The following is a 16,828-nucleotide window of genomic DNA, read 5'->3' as shown; positions in this document are numbered from 1 at the left end:
GCGCAACGCGCCGTTCGACGATAATGGCAGAGACGAATCGCTTTCAGAATCCGACTATTTCGTAAGGAATGCTTTCCGATATGCAGATGCGCACGGTTCCCGCCGAACACGGATCGCAGTGGATCGCAAGCGCGTGGTCGCTCTTTCGCATGCGGCCAGCCGTATGGATCGCGCTCGGCGTCATCGATCTCGCCGTCACGGTTGCGCTCGGCGCGATCCCGTTTGCCTCGGACCTGGTGTCAGTCTTCACCGTGCTCTGGGCCGGAGGAATGACGGCTGCGGCGCAAGGCTGCGCGGCGACGGGGGATGTCAAGATTGCCGACGTCTTCGACGCCATCCGCAAAAATTTCCAGCCGCTCTTCGCGGCCGGCCTCGTTGCGCTGTTCGCATCGCTTCTCTGCGATTTTGCGGGCACTCGTGTGTCGGCTGGACTGCATCTGCTCATCAGTGCCGATCCCGCCGCGAAGGCGGGCGCCGCGCCGTGGTTCGCGGCACTGCTTTATGTCGTAGCCGCTTTCGGCAGCGCAATGGCGCTCTGGCTCGCGCCGTCGTTGGTCGTGCTGCACGGCGCCGCGCCGGACGCCGCGTTGAAGGCGAGTTTTCTCGCCATCTGCCGCAATCCGTGGTCGACACTCGTCTATGGCGCCTTCGTGGCGGGATTGCTGCTCGCGGCCCTGGTGACACTCGGTATCGCGCTCCTCGTCGTGGCTCCGCTTATCTATCTGTCGACGTACACGGCGTCGCGCGATATGTTTATTGAGCAGTCCTGACGAATTCGTCGATTCGCCGCCATTGAGAAATCGATCGAACGCCCCCAGATCGCCTCAAATGAACGCTCCCGATAGTCCCGTCGCCGATGCCGCCGTGCCTGCGCTGGCCGATTTCCACCCCGCGGTGGCGGCCTGGTTTCAGGCAACGTTCGATACGCCGACGGACGCGCAATGCCGCGCGTGGCCCCATATTCGCCGCGCCGTGTCCACGCTCGTCGCCGCGCCGACCGGCTCGGGCAAGACGCTCACCGCATTCCTTTGGACCATCGACGAGCTCGTGCGCGAGGGCCTTGCTCGCGGCGGCTCGTTGCCCGACCAAACGCTCGTCGTCTACGTGTCGCCGCTGAAGGCGCTCTCGAACGACATACACGCGAACCTGGACCGGCCGCTGTCGGGAATCGCGGAAGAGCTCGCGCGGCAAGGCCTGCCGCGTGTCGATATTCGCACGGCCGTCCGTACCGGCGATACGACTCAGCAAGAGCGCAACGCGCTCAAGAAGCGCCCGCCGCACATCCTCGTGACGACGCCGGAGTCGCTCTACGTGCTGCTCTCGTCGGATTCCGGGCGCCGCATGCTCTCGACGACACGAACGGTCATCGTCGACGAAATCCATGCGATCGCCGACAGCAAGCGCGGCAGTCACCTCGCTCTGTCGCTCGAGCGGCTCGACGCGCTCTGCCGGCGACGCCTGCCGCGCATCGGCCTTTCCGCAACGCAAAAGCCGATCGAAGCCGTGGCTCGCTTTCTCGTCGGCGTGGGAGACCATGCGCAATGCGCGATCGTCGACGTCGGCCACGATCGCCCGCGCGATCTCGCGCTCGAGCTGCCGCCCGTTCCGCTCGAAGCGGTGATGGCCAACGAGGTCTGGGAGCGAGTCTACGACCGTCTCGCCGAACTCGTCTCGGCCCATGCAACGACGCTCGTCTTCGTCAATACGCGTCGCATGGCCGAGCGGGCTGCGCGCCATTTGACCGAACGGCTCGGCAAGGACGCCGTCGCGGCCCATCACGGCAGCATGGCGAAGGAGCATCGGCTCGATGCAGAGCAGCGCCTGAAGCGCGGTGCGCTGCGCGTGCTGATTGCGACGGCATCGCTCGAGCTCGGCATCGATATCGGCGATGTCGATCTCGTCTGTCAGCTGGGCTCGCCGCGCGCGATCGCGCCGTTTCTGCAGCGCGTCGGACGTTCCGGGCACCATGTCGGCGGCATGCCGAAGGGGCGCCTTTTTCCGACCTCGCGCGACGATCTCATCGAGTGCGCGGCACTGATCGACTGCACTCGGCGCGGAGAACTCGACGCGCTGCTGATCCCGCGCGCGCCGCTCGACGTGCTCGCGCAGCAGATCGTCGCGGAAGTCGCCTGCGAGGAATGGAGCGAAGATGCGCTCTTCGATTGCGTGCGCCGCGCCGCGCCTTACGCCGAGCTCACGCGCGAACGCTACGACGCCGTGCTGCGCATGCTGGCGGAAGGCTATACGAGCCGGCACGGCCCGCGCGGCGCGTACGTGCACCGCGACATCGTGACGGGCACGCTGCGCGGCCGGCGCGGCAGCAAGCTCACGGCGGCAACGTCGGGCGGCACCATTCCCGACAACGCGGACTACTCGGTGTTGCTGGAGCCGCAAGGCATTCAAATCGGCACCGTGAACGAGGACTTCGCCGTCGAAAGCCTGGCCGGCGATGTTTTCCAGCTTGGCAACAGCGCTTATCGGATCCTGCGCGTCGAGACGGGGCGCGTGCGTGTCGTCGATGCCGCGGGCGAGGCGCCGAATATTCCTTTCTGGCTCGGCGAAGCGCCGGGCCGCAGCAACGAGCTCTCGGCCGCCGTCTCGCGACTGCGCGCGCGCGTCGACGAGTTGATCGGCAGTCCTTACGATAGTCGCGACGAGGCCGTACGTAAAACCGTCCGCGGGGCATCGGAGGCGGTGCTCGATCGAGCGGTCGCCGCGCTGACGAGCGAGCTGGGGCTCGAGGACAACGCCGTCCGCCAGATCGTCGACTATCTCGCACGCGCACGCGCGGCGCTCAGTGTGCTGCCGACGCAGGACAGGCTCGTCATGGAGCGCTTCTTCGACGAATCGGGCGGCATGCAGCTCGTCATTCACTCGCCGTTCGGCAGCCGCGTCAACCGCGCGTGGGGATTGGCGCTGCGCAAGCGCTTTTGCCGCACGTTCAATTTCGAGCTGCAGGCGGCGGCGACCGAAGACGCCATCGTGCTCTCGCTCACGGGCGGCCATAGCTTCGCGCTCGACGAAGTCTGGCGCTACCTGCATTCGAACACGGCCGAGCACGTGCTTATCCAGGCGCTGCTCGATGCGCCGCTCTTCAACGTGCGGTGGCGCTGGAACGCGACCACGTCGCTTGCGTTGCCTCGCTTCACCGGCGGACGCAAAACGGCGCCTCAACTGCAACGGATGAAGAGCGAGGACCTGCTCGCCGCGGTGTTCCCGGACCAGGTCGCCTGCCTCGAAAACATCGTCGGCGAGCGCGAGTTGCCGCGACATCCGCTCGTCGATCAGACGGTCGACGACTGTTTGCACGAAGCGATGGATTGCGACGGCTGGCTGGCATTGTTGCGCAGGATCGAACGCGGCGAGCTCGATCTCGTCACGCGCGAGCTGCCCGCGCCATCGCCGCTCGCGGCCGAGATACTCAATGCGCGGCCTTACGCATTCCTCGACGATGCACCGCTCGAAGAGCGGCGCACGCAGGCCGTGCTGGCCCGACGGTTTCAGGAACCGGACAGTGCGGACGACCTCGGCGCGCTCGATGCCGATGCGATCGCCAGCGTGCGCGACGAAGCCTGGCCGCAGGCGCGCAATGCGGACGAGATGCACGAAGCGCTGATGGGGCTCGGCTGCATTGCCGAAAAGGAAGCGCGCAACGACGCGGATTGGGTTGCATGGCTCGGCGCGTTGGCGCATGCGGGGCGCGCGACGCGCATGCAAGTGGCCGAGGGCGACGCGCTATGGCTGCCGATCGAGCGGCTCACCTGCCTGCGCGCCGTTTATCCGGACGCGGTCTACGAGCCGCATCTTCATGCGCCCGACGGCGTGCCCGACACATGGACTCCGGAAAGCGCCGCCGTCGAAATCGTGCGCGCGCGCCTGACGGCGACAGGGCCATCGACGGTCGCGGCGATCGCACGCCCGCTTGCGCTGCCCGCATCCACGGTGGCCGCGGCACTCGTCACGCTCGAGGGCGAAGGCTATGCGATGCGCGGACGCTTCACACCCGATGCGGCGCAAGAAGAATGGTGCGAGCGTCATCTTCTCGCGCGCATCCATCGCTATACGATCAGGCGCTTGCGGCGTGAGATCGAACCGGTCGAGCGCGCCGACTTCATGCGGTTTCTGTTCGAGTGGCAGCGCGTCGCACCGCAAGCGCGCGGCATGGGTCGCGACGCGTTGGCGGCGACGATCGCGCAGCTCGAAGGCTTCGCCGCCGCGGCCGCCGCCTGGGAGGAAGAGATTCTTCCGGCGCGGATACGCGACTACACGGGCATGTCGCTCGACGAGCTTTGCCGATCGGGCAAGCTCGTATGGGTACGGCTCGTGGACGGCAATCACGGATCGAGTGCGCCTGTGCGCGCCACGCCGATCGCGCTGCTACCGCGCCGCGAGTTGCCTACCTGGCACAGCCTCGCCTCGACGCCGAGCGCCGATACGCTCTCGGCGCGCGCTCGCGGCGTCTTCGACGCGCTGACCAGGCACGGCGCCATGTTCTTCGACGAGCTCTTGCATGAAACCAAGATGCTGCCGATCGAGCTCGAGAATGCACTCGGCGAGCTCGTCGCCGCGGGACTCGCGAATGCGGACAGCTTTGCCGGGCTGCGGGCATTACTGAAACCGGCGGCGGCGCGTCAGCGTGCGTCGCGCGTCAGCGCGCGCCGGGGCCGCCACTTCGCGCAGCATGGCGCCTTCATCGGCGGAATGGACGATGCAGGACGCTGGGCGCTTACGCGGCGCGTGGCGGCCCATGATCATCCCGACGCGGCTGCCTCGGCGTCAGGCAGCAGCCGCGACGATGCGCGCGATCGTCGCCCGAGCGCAGAGCCGCGATCGCGAACGGCGTCAGTCACACCGCCCGAGCTCGCCGAGCACGTCGCCATGACGCTGCTCAGACGCTACGGCGTCGTCTGCTGGCAATTGCTCGAGCGCGAAGCAACGTGGCTACCGCGCTGGCGCGACTTGCTGCGCGTGCTCCAGCGGCTGGAAGCACGCGGTCAAGTGCGCGGCGGACGATTCGTCAACGGACTGTCCGGCGAGCAGTTCGCGCTCCCGGAAGCGATCGCGTTGTTGCGCGACGTGCGCAAGCGCGATCGGAACGGAGAGATGGTCTGCCTCAGCGGCGCCGATCCGCTCAATCTCGTCGGCACCATTTTGCCGGGAGAAAAGGTCCCGGCGCTCATGGGCAACCGCGTTGTGTATCGTGACGGCACGCCTGTCGCGAGACTCGTATCGGGCAAATTCGATTACGCCGTGGAGCTTACGCCGCAGGAAAAGGAAAAAGCGCACGCGCAGCTCGTTCGGCGTGCATGAACGGCATGAGAAGAGTCTCGATTTCATTTTCGCTTAAGCCTATCGGGATGCTTCTCCCTTATACTGCAATTGCCGCTCGAAGCGGTCTTTTTCATCATATCTCTTTGAACGCGCGGCTTGTCCGCGCTTTTTTTTGCGCCGGCGCGCCGATCGCGCGCGAAACCTGGCGGTGCCCAGGCGCACAGGCTGCCCACTATCCACTTGCCGGCCCAACCGGATCCTTCCGGACAACGGGACCGTACCTCTAAGTAGAAGTACGCAGCGCTATCAACTTTCCCCGCAAGCCGCCGTTATCAAGCATTACCCCCTTTGCCGGAATACCGTTTTTCACCGGCTTCGAGAAGCGGCGCAACCCGCAAAGGCATCGGGCGCAACCCGGAGGAATTCTTCGATGGCCGCAGACCACCACTCGATCGACGAGCGCACCAACCTGACGAGTTCGAACAAGTTCGAGCTCCTCCTTTTCCGGCTCGGCGCGGCGCCAGGCAACGACGACTCGCACGAGCTTTACGGCATCAACGTCTTCAAGATCCGCGAAATTATGACGATGCCGTCGATCACGCCAATCGCCGGCTCATCCGAGCACGTGCTCGGCGCCGTCGACATACGCGGGCAGATCATTCCTGTCATCGACCTGCCCAAGTTGATGGGGTGCAATCCCACGCGCGGGCTCAACATTCTGCTCGTCACGGAGTTTGCCCGCTCCACACAGGCGTTCGCCGTCGAGGAAGTCGACGATATCGTCCGCCTCGAATGGAATCAGGTGCTCTCGGCCGAGTCCTCGGCCGGCGGAAGCACGGTTACGAGCATCGCGCGGATCGACGGCAACACCGGCGATTCGCGGCTTGCGCTAGTCGTCGACGTGGAGCAGGTGCTGCGAGACGTATTCCCGGCTCAGCACCCGAGCGTCGACCCGGCTGAAGTGGGGAGCACGCTGACGGTGAAGCGCGGCGCCAAGATTCTCGCCGCCGACGATTCGGGTTTCGCGCGCAAGCTGATCGAACAGAGCCTGACCGCCCTCGGCACGGAATACGTCATGACAAAGACGGGGCAGGAGGCGTGGGACACGCTCGATCGCATCGCGAGCGAAGCGCAGCAGGAAGGCCTGCGCACTCGCGACAAAATCGCGCTCGTGCTGACCGACCTTGAAATGCCCGAAATGGACGGCTTCATGCTGACGCGTCTCATCAAAGGGGACGAGCGCACGCGCGATATCCCGGTCATCATCCATTCTTCGCTGACGGGGACGGCCAACGAAACGCACGTCAAGAACGCCGGTGCGACGGGCTACGTGGCGAAGTTTCAGGCGGGCGACCTGGCTTCCGCCATCCGGCAGGCGCTGGCCGGCTGATCGGTTAGACACGGCTCAGCCACACTGGGGCGTGGGCGGCACGCGGCCTCGGGCATCGCATTTGCGCGCCGAGGGAGGCATCGGGCTCTCGAGCCGTTCGCACACTCGGTCATCATGGTTTCGTCCACGCTATTTGTCGTCTCGCCGCATTTCGACGATGCGGCTTTCGGTTGCGGCGCCGCGCTCGCAACCCATCCCCGATCCATCGTCTGCACCGTATTCGCCGGCGCCCCCACCATGCCGCTTTCAACGTCCTGGGACCGCCGCGCGGGATTTCTTCACTCGGACGCCGCATTGCGAGCGCGCCAGCGCGAGGACGATCACGCACTCGATATGCTCGACGCGCAGCCGCGCCGCCTTCCGTTCCTCGACTCCCAGTATGGGGCTTCGCCATCGTGCGATGCCGTTGCACGCGCACTCGACGACGCGTGGAAATCCTGTGGTCGTCCCACTGTCCTTGCGCCCCTCGGCCTTTATCATTCGGACCACACGCTCGCTTCGGACGCTTGTTGCGCGCTATTCGTTCAAGACGCGATGCCGGATGTCATCCTTTACGAGGACGCCCTATATCGGCGCATGCGGCATGTGGCGGAAGAAAGGCGCGAAGCGCTGGCGCGGCGCGGCCTGCGGCTCGAGCTCGCAACCGCCGGACCGCTCCTCGACGCGCAGCGCAATGCACGGGCCGCCACCCGGAAATGGCGTAGCGTGCGGGCGTATCGCAGTCAACTGCGCGCGCTCGATGATGCACACCCGAACGACCTCGTCGAACCCGAGCGCTACTGGCGACTCTCGTTCGACGGAAAGGCAGGGCGGCTCCGCCGTACCCGCCGGTAATCCCGTCGGAAAGCCAAGTCTCGCTCGGCGTCGCGCACTTGCCGCCGCATACGGATGATGCGAGCAGAGACGACGCGCCGCCGCCGGATAGCCCAAAGCAGATCGCGCAGCAGCGAAGGCCCATGACGGGCCAGGCTACGTTCGCGCATCAGCGCGGCGAAAGCCCTCCATGTCGCCGCGAACGCCTCCGGAAGCGGCAAGCGCAGCCAGGCGATCAGTGCAGCGTTGCGTGCGAGCATGCGCTGTCGTAGCGACGCATCGCGCGACGGCGAGGGCCAATGCGTGGTTGCGACGGAATCGCAATAGACAATCGCGTGGCCCGCCTCGAGCACGTCGAGCGCGACGAGCTCTTCTTCTCCGCCAATAAAAAGACGCGGCTCATAACCGCCGATTTCGCGAAAGAGCGCGGTTCGAAACACGCACGCGCCGGCCATGTAGCCGATTAACGAGGGACCCGGCAAACCCTCGCTAGCGAGCGGACTGGCGCTCATGCGCGAGCAGGTCGGATCGAGCCATCGCTCGTCCCCCACGAGCACTTTCCCCGAGAGCACGGCAACCCGGGGGGCGGCGTCGAGCACGCGCACCGCTTCGGCCAATGAGCCGGGCTCCCAGCTCGTGTCGTCGTCGCTGAACGCGACGTAGTCCGTCGTCGCCCGCATTACCGCGCGATTGCGTCCCGCCGCCCCGAGATTCGCGCCGCACGCGATGGTGACGACGTCCGGAAAGCGGCGCTCGAGCTCCGCGACGGTCGAATCGTCTGAACCGTTGTCGGCGACGATGACAGGCGGCTTCTCAGGAAGCGACAGCAACCGCTCTATGGTCCGCGTGACCTCACGCACACGGTTGTGCGTCAGCACGACGACCGATATTCGCGCATTCATCGATTTTGCCTCGCCGGGGTCGGTCAATATCGCCCGGTACGTCAGCAAAAAGCAATCCCATGCGCGCAGCGCTTCAGCAGCGCCTCGCCTGGTCGATGCAGCGTAATTACATTCTCCCTGTAAGAGCCGCTCAAGCCTGCGCCACCGAGTAAAGATCACAGAAGCGTTGCAGGGGCGTTGCAGCGGTTATGCAGCTTTGACCGGTCCGCGAAGCGATGGGCACACGATGTGCTCGAACAGTGCGTACGGCTCGCCACTCCCTTGATCCGCGAGGGCCTCCCGGCAAGCTTTCCGGGGCCGGCAAGCTCAAAAATTAAGGACACCTTATGAAAATCGCACTGGTCAGCGAACACGCGTCGCCGCTCGCCGTCGCGGGCGGCGTCGATAGTGGCGGACAGAATATCTATGTGGCGAATATTGCCCGTCAGTTGCGCCGCGCGGGGCATCAGGTCGACGTGTTCACCCGGCGCGATCGCGCGCTGCTGCCCGCCATCTCCGATATGGACGGGGTGCGCGTCGTTCATGTCCCCGCCGGGCCGCCGATGCAGATGCCGAAAGAAGCGTTGCTGCCCTATATGCCCGAGTTCGCCGATTTCCTGCTGGGATTTTGCCGGCGGGAGCGCAGGCGGTACGACGTCATCCACGCCAACTTCTTCATGTCGGGCCTTGCAGCGCTAAAGGCGAAAGAGACGCTCGGCATTCCGCTCGTGATGACGTTTCACGCGCTCGGCAAGGTGCGTCGGCTTCATCAAGGCGCCGACGACGGCTTCCCGGATGAGCGGTTCAGCATCGAGGAGCGGCTCGTGCGCGAAGCCGACGCGATTATCGCCGAGTGTCCTCAGGACGAGCTCGATCTACGTGAGCACTATGCGCCGGACCCGAAACGCATTCGTATCGTGCCTTGCGGCTTCGATACGTCCGAGTTCTCGCCCGCCGACCGCGCGGACTGCCGCGCCGCGCTCGGCTGGCCGCGCGACCGGTTCACCGTCCTGCAGCTTGGGCGCATCGTGCCGCGCAAGGGGATCGACAACGTCGTGCGTGCACTCGCCATCTTGCGCACGCGCATGGGCATCGACGCTCATCTTTACGTAGTCGGCGGCAATGCCGACATACCCAACGAAATCGCCACACCCGAGATCGCGCGCCTGCGCGGGGTGGCGGCCGGCTGCGGCGCCGACGCGGACGTGACGTTCGTCGGTCGACGCGGGCGCGCGCAACTGCGCAACTATTACGGGGCGGCCGACGTCTTCGTCACGACGCCCTGGTACGAGCCGTTCGGCATCACACCGATCGAGGCGATGGCTTGCGCGCGGCCCGTCGTCGGTGCTGACGTCGGAGGCATTCGCTACAGCGTCGTCGATGGCCAAACGGGCTTTCTCGTCCCGCCGCGCGACCCCGAGGCGCTCGCCGAACGGCTCGCGCGCCTGGCGCAAGACCCGGAGCTCGCCGAGCGCATGGGCGCGGCCGGCCTGGAACGTGCGCACGAGCATTTCACCTGGAGCGGCGTAGCCGAACAGCTCGAAGCGGTTTATGGACAGCTCGCGCGCGTCCCCGCGGAACCGACATCCGATGCGCGACCGGCCAAGCGCGTCAGAGTCTCCGCCGCACGTTCAGCGGCCCAACGCGCCTGAAATCGATCGACTTTCCCGATGCTCGAACCGGCTGTGTTCCTCGACAAGGACGGTACATTGCTCGACGATGTGCCGTACAACGTCGATCCGACGTTGATGCACTTCGCGCCCGGCGCGCCCGAGGCGCTGTCGCTGCTCGGCGCGCAAGGCTTCGCGCTTTTTGTCGTCAGCAATCAGAGCGGCGTCGCGCTCGGACGGTTTCGTTTCGAAGCGCTCGCCGACATGGAATCGCACCTGCGCGCCATGTTCGCGGCATGCGGTGCCGGCTTGAGGGCCGCCTTGTGGTGCCCGCACCATCCCAAGGGTGTCGTCCCGCGCTATGCCGTTACATGCCATTGCCGCAAGCCCGCGCCGGGACTCATCATGCGCGCGGCGCGCGAGCATCCGCTCGATATGCGAAGGAGCTGGTTCGTCGGCGACATTCTCGACGATGTCGAAGCGGGCTCGCGCGCCGGCTGCCGCACCATTCTGATCGACAACGGCAACGAGACCGAATGGCGGGACGGACCACTGCGCAGGCCGACGCTGCGCGTGCCCGATGTCTATCGGGCGGCGCTCGCGATCGTCGAGGCGACGGCAGGTGCGGCGCCTCGGGATGCGGCACCGGCGACTTCAGTACGGGCGGGCCTGGCGGAGGATCGTCGATGAACGGGGTCCCTTTCACCATCACGCCCATGCTCGCGCATGCAAGCGTGCGTGAATCGGCGGTAAAGCGTTGGGGCGCCGACGTCAAGCGCATCCTCTGCGTGCGGCTCGATCGGATCGGCGACGTCCTCATGACGACGCCGGCGATCCATGCGTTGCGCGCGTCCATGCCAGACAGGCACATCACGTTGCTCACGTCGAAAGTCGGAGCGAGCCTCGCGCCGTTTCTCGAGGACGTCGACGAAGTCATTCCCTATGATGCGCCGTGGCATGGCCTCTCGCCCGACCCCGATCCATCGGCCGATATCGATATGGTCCGCGCCTTGCGCGAGCGGCGCTTCGACGCCGCCGTCATTTTCACCGTCTACAGTCAGAATCCGCTGCCCGCCGCGATGCTCTGCTATCTCGCCGGCATTCCGCGACGGCTGGCGCATTGCCGCGAAAACCCCTACCACCTGTTGACGGACTGGATCTGCGAGACGGAACCGAGCGAAGGCGTGCGCCATGAGGCAGAGCGGCAACTCAAACTCGTCGCGAACGTCGGCGCTGTCTGCAGCGATACGCGCATGCACTTCAAGGTCGATACGCGTTCCAGGCGCAAGCTCACCAGGCAGCTCATCGCCCATGGGCTGCGCCCGCACGATCCGTGGTTCCTGATCCATCCGGGCGCAAGCGCCGCATCGCGCCGCTATCCGCCCGAGCGATTCGCAGAAGTCGCCGCGCGTCTCGCCCGGCTCACGTCGCTACCGATTCTGCTCGCGGGAGATGAAGCGGAGCGCGGGCTCATCCGCGAAGTCATCGAACGAGCCGGCCCGAATTGGCGAGCGCGACTCCACGACCTCGCCGGGCAGCTCGACCTCGGCGAGCTCGGCGCGCTCATCGAGCGCACATGCGTGCTCATCGCCAACAATAGCGGCCCCGTTCATCTTGCCTCGGCGCTCGGCACGCCCGTCGTCGACCTCTATGCCTTGACGAATCCGCAGCATACGCCTTGGCAGACCGAGCAGCGCGTGCTGTTCCGCGATGTGGACTGTCGCTGGTGCTATCGCAGCGTTTGCCCCAAGGGTCACCACGCCTGCCTGCTCGGCGTGCCGGCGGCCGAAGTCGCCGCGGCCGCGCTCGAGCTCGCCGCCAAGCAAGGCCTCGTCTTCGACTCCGCCGATGCCGTGCCGAGCGCGGCGGCGAGCCATGCCGCCTTGCAACTGTCCGACTGACAAGTGAGGAGTGCTGAACATGTATACCCTCGGAATCAACGCCGTCTATCACGATAGCGCCGCCACGCTCGTGCGCGATGGCGTCGTGATCGCGGCAGCCGAAGACGAGCGGTTCACGCACGTCAAGCACGCGAAGCGGCCCGTGCCGTTCTCGACCTGGCAACTGCCGTTCGATGCGATCGACTACTGCCTCAAAGAGGCCGGCATTACGCTCGCCGACGTGGATCATGTTGCCTATTCGTACGATCCCGCGCTGCTGGCGACGATGCCTGCGCCGGGACGCGCGACGATCGCGTTGCCGCTGGAGCCCGGCCTGCAACCGATGGGCGATCCGTCGGCGTCGCCCTGGGACCCGCTCTTCGTGAGCTACATCGTCAATGCGCGGGCGCAACTCATCGACGGCGCGCCGCATCATCTGAAGAAGCGATTTCGAGCGAACGGAAGCGGACATCGCTTCGCGTGGCACTACGTCGAGCACCATCTGGCGCACGAGGCGAGCGCTTTTCTCGCCGCTCCGTGCGGGGATACGGCCGTGCTGACGATGGATGGCCGCGGCGAAGGCGTGACGACCAGCCTCGGGCAGTTCGTGGCCGGCGAGTACAAGCGGATCAAGCAGGTCGAGCTGCCGCATTCGCTTGGCCTCCTCTATGAAGCCGTGACGGACTGGCTCGGCTTCCTGCACTCGTGCGACGAGTACAAGGTGATGGCGCTCGCGGCTTTCGGCCAACCGGTCTATGCCGACGTGTTTCGCGAAATCGTGCGCTATCGCGGCGACGGGAGCTACTTTGTCGACGAGCCGCGGCTCGTCGAACGGTTCGGCACACCGCGCGAACGCGGCGGTCCGCTCGAGCAACGGCATTACGACATCGCAAGCTCGTTGCAAACCGTGCTCGAGGAAACCGTGCTTCAGCTCGCCGAATGGCTGCACGCGCGCACGAACTTGCCTCGGCTTTGCATGGCCGGCGGGGTCGCGCTCAACTGCGTCATGAATGCTCGCCTTCGCGATGAAGGGCCGTTCGAGGACGTCTGGGTGCAGCCGGCGGCGGGCGATGCGGGCACTGCCCTCGGCGCCGCGCTCTGGATCGACTGGCGCGAGCGCGGCAAAGCCGGCAGCACGCCGACGCGCCGCTGGACGATGGATCATGCCTACCTGGGGCCGGGCTATTCGGACGCCGAGATCGAGCGGTTTCTGCGCTGGTCCAAGGTGCGATTCAAGCGTCTCGCCGATGTCGCGGGCGAAACGGCGGATCTGCTCGCGGCAGGCAACGTGATCGGCTGGTACCAGGGGCGTACGGAGTTCGGCCCGCGCGCGCTCGGCGCCCGCTCGATTCTGGCCTCGCCGATCGACCCGGGCATGCAGGCCAAGCTCAACGAGATCAAGGACCGCGAAGATTTTCGCCCCGTCGCTCCTGTCGTCATGGAAGAGCACGTCGCGGACTGGTTCGTAGGCGGCCGCAAGGCGCCGTTCATGCTCTTCATCTTCGACGTGCGGCCCGAGCGGGCAGAGCGTATTCCCGCCGTGCGGCATGTCGACGGCACGGCGCGCGTGCAGACGATCAACCGGCAGCAGCATCCGCTCTACTACGATCTGCTCGCCGCTTTCCTTGCGCGCACCGGCGTGCCGATTCTCGTGAACACCTCGTTCAATACGCGCGGCGAGCCGATGGTCAATTCGCCGCGCGATGCGCTCGAGTCGTTCTGGACATCGCCGCTCGACGCACTCGTCATCGGCCCGTTTCTCGTCACAAAAGAGGAGGCAGCCGCGTGAGCTTATACAATCTCCGACCCGCCGCTCGGGTCGCTGACACCGCCGACTCCTCGGAAAATTCCGAAGCCGTGAGGCTCGCCGCGCCGGCCGCCGTCGTATCGCCCACCCTCGCGCCGGAGCGCGGGATGGCAAGCCTCGCTGTGTCGGTCGTCGTGCCGACGTGGCAACGGCCGCAGTTGCTCGAGCGCTGCCTCAATGCGCTCGCCGCACAAACGCTCGCGCCCGAGCGTTACGAGATCATCGTCTGCGACGACGGTCCCGACGACGAGACGCGCCTTTTGGTCCACCGCTTCGCGAACGCACATCGCCCACACGGGCTGACGGTCAGATATCTCGCGATCAAAGCGACCCAAGGCCCGGCGGCCGCCCGCAACGCGGGGTGGCACCACGCGCACGCGCCCGTCATCGCCTTCACGGACGACGACACGATCCCCGATGCACGGTGGCTGGAAGCCGGCCTCGCGGCGATCGACGACGACACGGCCGCGGCCGCGGGCGCGATCGTCGTACCGATTCCGGACCCGCCGACCGATTACGAGGCCGACGCGAGCGGGCTCGAGCGGGCCGAATTCGCGACGGCCAACGCGTTCGTCAGGCGCGCGGCGCTCCATACGGTCGGCGGATTCGACGAACGGTTCACGTCCGCCTGGCGCGAGGATTCGGACCTTCAGTTCTCGCTGATGCGAGCCGGCGGCCGCATCGTGCGCGCGCCCGACGCGATCGTCGCGCATCCGGTCAGGCCCGCGCGCTGGGGCATCAGCCTGACGCAGCAGAAGAAAAGCCGCTTCGAGGCGCTTCTTTATTACAAACACCGCCGACTCTACAAACACCGCATCGCGCGCAAGCCGCCGCTCGACTACTACGCGACGGCAATCGCAGCGCTCGTCGCCGCGATCGGCGCGGCCTACGGCGCGATTCCGATCGCCGCGGCGAGTGCGCTCGTCTGGTTCGCGTTGACCGCGCACTTCTTCGCGCGGCGCATACGCGGCCGCAGCCGCGACTGGCGCCATATCGCCGAGATGGCCGTCACGTCGGCACTGATTCCGTTTCTTTCCATCTATTGGCGCATCCGTGGCGCCATCCACTATCGGACATGGTTCCTTTGATCGACAGTCCCCCCGTCGCGCCAGGTCAACGGCCGCCTCGTCGCGTCGCGGTGTTCCGCGCGCTGCAGCTCGGCGACATGCTCTGCGCCGTGCCCGCGCTGCGAGCGCTGCGAGCCGCGTGGCCACGCGCGCGCATCACGCTGATCGGCTTGCCGTGGGCGGTGAGCTTCGTCGAGCGATTTGCGCCGCTCGTCGACGAGCTCGCCGTCTTTCCCGGCGCGCTCGGCTTTCCCGAGCAGCCCGAGACGGACGAAGGCTTGCCTCGCTTTTTCGCGGCGATGCGCGAGCGCCACTTCGATCTCGCCATTCAGATTCACGGCAGCGGCGGCCCGGCGAACGCTATCGTCAGGCAGCTCGGCGCCCGCGCCTGCGCAGGATTTCTGCAGCCGCACGAAGCGCCGCAGCCGCGCTTCATTCTCTGGCCCGACGTGCTGCCGGAGCCTCGGCGCTATCTCGCGCTCGTGCGTGCGCTCGGCCTGCCCGCGTCCAGCGACGCGCTGACGTTTCCGCTCAGGCCTGGCGATCGCGACGAGTATGCGGCGCTCGAAGCACGGCACGGCATCGAGCCCGAAAGGCTGGTGCTGCTGCATCCCGGCGCACAATTGCCGTCCCGCCGCTGGCCTCCCGCCCGCTTCGCGGAAGTGGCCGACGCACTGTCCGCGCGGGGATGGCAAATCGCGATCACGGGTACTTCGAGCGAGACGCCGATCACGAGCGCCGTGCTCGGCGCGATGGCCGCACCCGCGCTCCATCTGGCCGGCGCGACGTCGCTCGGCGGACTTGCGGCGCTCGTGGCGCGCGCGCAGCTCGTGGTCTGCAACGATACGGGCATCTCTCACGTCGCGGCGGCGCTGCGCACCCCGAGCGCCGTCGTCGCCTTGGGCAGCGACACGCGCCGCTGGGCGCCGCTCAATCGCGAGCGACACCGGATCGTGGCGGACTATCCGCTGTGCCGGCCGTGCTCGTTCCGCGATTGCCCGTACGGCCATCCGTGCGCGCTCAACGTCGGCGTCGAGCGGGTAGTAGACGCGGCGCTGGCTCAGCTCTCTCGCTACTCGCGCACGCGCGCGGCGGCGCCGGGCGTTTTGCATTCGCGCGGCGCGCGACGCGCGACGGAGGATCGCCATGCGACCTGATCGGCGCCTGCGCATTTTGACCTGGCACGTGCACGGCAATTACCTCTACTACCTCACGCAGGCGCCGCACGACTTCTGGCTCGTCACGCGGCCCGGCAACCCGGCCGGACACGTGGGAAAAACGGGCGTGCTGCCCTGGGGCGACAACGTCCACGAGGTCGACGCGGCAGAGGTGGCCGGCCGCTCGTTCGACCTGGTCCTGTACCAGCACAGAGATCATTGGGAAAACGATCGCCTGTCCGTGCTTTCGGATGAGCAGCGCCGCCTGCCGCGCATCTATCTCGAACACGATCCGCCGCAATGCAATCCGTTTTGCGAGCGGCACTGGGTCGACGATCCGCAAACGCGCCTCGTGCACGTGACGCATTTCAATCGCCTCATGTGGGATTGCGGCGATACGCCGACATCCGTGATCGAGCACGGCGTGCTCGTGCCCGAAGGCGTCCGCTACACGGGCGAGCTCGCGCGCGGCATCGTCGTCGTCAACAATCTTGCAAGCAGAGGCCGGCGCCTCGGCGCCGACGTCTATGAGACGGTCCGCCGGCAAGTGCCGCTCGATCTGGTCGGAATGAATGCCGAGCAGGCCGGCGGGCTCGGCGAGATCGGCAACCTCGATCTCGCCGCCTTCACGGCTCGCTATCGGTTCTTCTTCAATCCGATTCGCTGGACGAGCCTCGGCCTGGCTGTCGTCGAGGCGATGACGATCGGCATGCCGATCGTGGGTCTCGCGACGACCGAGCTCGCGACGGTCGTCAAAAACGGTGAGAACGGATACATCGCGACGGACGTCGACGCGCTCATATCGACGATGCATGGGCTCATCGGCGACGCCGCCGAGGCTCGGCGGCTCGGCGCCGGCGCGCGCCGCACCGCGCTCGAGCGGTTTTCGATCGGGCGCTTCGTCGACGACTGGTGTCGCGTCCTGGACGAAACGGCTGGATGAAGGGAGAAA

The 16,828-nt window shown here is 66.5% G+C and carries 12 protein-coding genes; 11 read left to right on the top strand and 1 reads right to left on the bottom strand.

Annotated elements, in window-relative coordinates; genetic code table 11:
* The first annotated feature begins 86 nt into the window (after positions 1 to 86).
* The 4 genes from B0G57_RS13845 to B0G57_RS13830 all read left to right on the top strand — a co-directional run bounded on the left by B0G57_RS13845 (position 87) and on the right by B0G57_RS13830 (position 7,495).
* Positions 87 to 770, top strand: a complete 684-nt coding sequence (locus B0G57_RS13845) for a BPSS1780 family membrane protein (protein ID WP_146013367.1) — start codon at positions 87 to 89, stop codon at positions 768 to 770.
* A 58-nt stretch (positions 771 to 828) separates the two neighbouring features.
* Positions 829 to 5,310, top strand: coding sequence for a DEAD/DEAH box helicase (locus B0G57_RS13840; RefSeq protein WP_018443966.1), 4,482 nt, complete (start codon positions 829 to 831; stop codon positions 5,308 to 5,310).
* Positions 5,311 to 5,701: 391 nt separating this feature from the next.
* Positions 5,702 to 6,661 carry a chemotaxis protein CheV gene (locus tag B0G57_RS13835; protein WP_018443965.1) on the top strand — a complete coding sequence of 320 codons (960 nt, stop codon included), beginning with the start codon at positions 5,702 to 5,704 and terminating at the stop codon, positions 6,659 to 6,661.
* A gap of 114 nt (positions 6,662 to 6,775) precedes the next feature.
* A complete protein-coding gene (locus B0G57_RS13830; protein WP_018443964.1) occupies positions 6,776 to 7,495 on the top strand; it encodes a PIG-L family deacetylase in 720 nt (239 codons plus the stop codon).
* Here the strand turns inward: B0G57_RS13830 and B0G57_RS13825 are convergent.
* Positions 7,438 to 8,376: a glycosyltransferase family 2 protein gene (locus B0G57_RS13825; protein ID WP_018443963.1), complete on the bottom strand. Its 939-nt coding sequence runs from the start codon at positions 8,374 to 8,376 to the stop codon at positions 7,438 to 7,440. The two genes, B0G57_RS13830 and B0G57_RS13825, sit on opposite strands and share 58 nt — an antisense overlap.
* 326 nt (positions 8,377 to 8,702) lie before the next feature.
* Between B0G57_RS13825 and B0G57_RS13820 the strand changes: the two genes are divergently transcribed.
* From B0G57_RS13820 to B0G57_RS13790, 7 genes are all read left to right on the top strand, one after another.
* Positions 8,703 to 10,007: a glycosyltransferase family 4 protein gene (locus B0G57_RS13820; RefSeq protein ID WP_018443962.1), complete on the top strand. Its 1,305-nt coding sequence runs from the start codon at positions 8,703 to 8,705 to the stop codon at positions 10,005 to 10,007.
* 18 nt (positions 10,008 to 10,025) lie between these two features.
* Entirely contained in the window at positions 10,026 to 10,655 is a 630-nt protein-coding gene (locus B0G57_RS13815) for a D-glycero-alpha-D-manno-heptose-1,7-bisphosphate 7-phosphatase (RefSeq protein WP_018443961.1), read from the top strand.
* Positions 10,652 to 11,866, top strand: a complete 1,215-nt coding sequence (locus B0G57_RS13810; protein WP_026230277.1) for a glycosyltransferase family 9 protein — start codon at positions 10,652 to 10,654, stop codon at positions 11,864 to 11,866. Before B0G57_RS13815 ends, B0G57_RS13810 begins: the two co-directional genes overlap by 4 nt.
* Before the next feature lie 19 nt (positions 11,867 to 11,885).
* A complete protein-coding gene (locus B0G57_RS13805; protein WP_018443959.1) occupies positions 11,886 to 13,634 on the top strand; it encodes a carbamoyltransferase family protein in 1,749 nt (582 codons plus the stop codon).
* A 125-nt stretch (positions 13,635 to 13,759) separates the two neighbouring features.
* Entirely contained in the window at positions 13,760 to 14,740 is a 981-nt protein-coding gene (locus B0G57_RS13800) for a glycosyltransferase family 2 protein (RefSeq protein WP_083925834.1), read from the top strand.
* A 77-nt stretch (positions 14,741 to 14,817) separates the two neighbouring features.
* Positions 14,818 to 15,876: a glycosyltransferase family 9 protein gene (locus B0G57_RS13795; protein WP_223258678.1), complete on the top strand. Its 1,059-nt coding sequence runs from the start codon at positions 14,818 to 14,820 to the stop codon at positions 15,874 to 15,876.
* Positions 15,866 to 16,819, top strand: coding sequence for a glycosyltransferase (locus B0G57_RS13790; RefSeq protein ID WP_018443956.1), 954 nt, complete (start codon positions 15,866 to 15,868; stop codon positions 16,817 to 16,819). Before B0G57_RS13795 ends, B0G57_RS13790 begins: the two co-directional genes overlap by 11 nt.
* The last annotated feature ends 9 nt before the right edge of the window (positions 16,820 to 16,828 follow it).

The organism is Trinickia symbiotica (assembly GCF_002934455.1).
Taxonomy (GTDB): Bacteria; Pseudomonadota; Gammaproteobacteria; order Burkholderiales; family Burkholderiaceae; genus Trinickia; species Trinickia symbiotica.
The sequence above is the reverse complement of the archived record's forward strand: the minus strand, read 5'-3'. Positions and strand labels throughout refer to the sequence as shown.

Coding starts and splice junctions, on each gene's coding strand:
- B0G57_RS13840 (WP_018443966.1), top strand. CDS start 829: ATGAACGCTCCCGATAGTCCCGTCGCCGATGCCGCCGTGCCTGCGCTG.
- B0G57_RS13805 (WP_018443959.1), top strand. CDS start 11,886: ATGTATACCCTCGGAATCAACGCCGTCTATCACGATAGCGCCGCCACG.
- B0G57_RS13835 (WP_018443965.1), top strand. CDS start 5,702: ATGGCCGCAGACCACCACTCGATCGACGAGCGCACCAACCTGACGAGT.
- B0G57_RS13825 (WP_018443963.1), bottom strand. CDS start 8,376: ATGAATGCGCGAATATCGGTCGTCGTGCTGACGCACAACCGTGTGCGT.
- B0G57_RS13810 (WP_026230277.1), top strand. CDS start 10,652: ATGAACGGGGTCCCTTTCACCATCACGCCCATGCTCGCGCATGCAAGC.
- B0G57_RS13795 (WP_223258678.1), top strand. CDS start 14,818: ATGCTCTGCGCCGTGCCCGCGCTGCGAGCGCTGCGAGCCGCGTGGCCA.
- B0G57_RS13790 (WP_018443956.1), top strand. CDS start 15,866: ATGCGACCTGATCGGCGCCTGCGCATTTTGACCTGGCACGTGCACGGC.
- B0G57_RS13815 (WP_018443961.1), top strand. CDS start 10,026: ATGCTCGAACCGGCTGTGTTCCTCGACAAGGACGGTACATTGCTCGAC.
- B0G57_RS13830 (WP_018443964.1), top strand. CDS start 6,776: ATGGTTTCGTCCACGCTATTTGTCGTCTCGCCGCATTTCGACGATGCG.
- B0G57_RS13800 (WP_083925834.1), top strand. CDS start 13,760: ATGGCAAGCCTCGCTGTGTCGGTCGTCGTGCCGACGTGGCAACGGCCG.
- B0G57_RS13820 (WP_018443962.1), top strand. CDS start 8,703: ATGAAAATCGCACTGGTCAGCGAACACGCGTCGCCGCTCGCCGTCGCG.
- B0G57_RS13845 (WP_146013367.1), top strand. CDS start 87: ATGCGCACGGTTCCCGCCGAACACGGATCGCAGTGGATCGCAAGCGCG.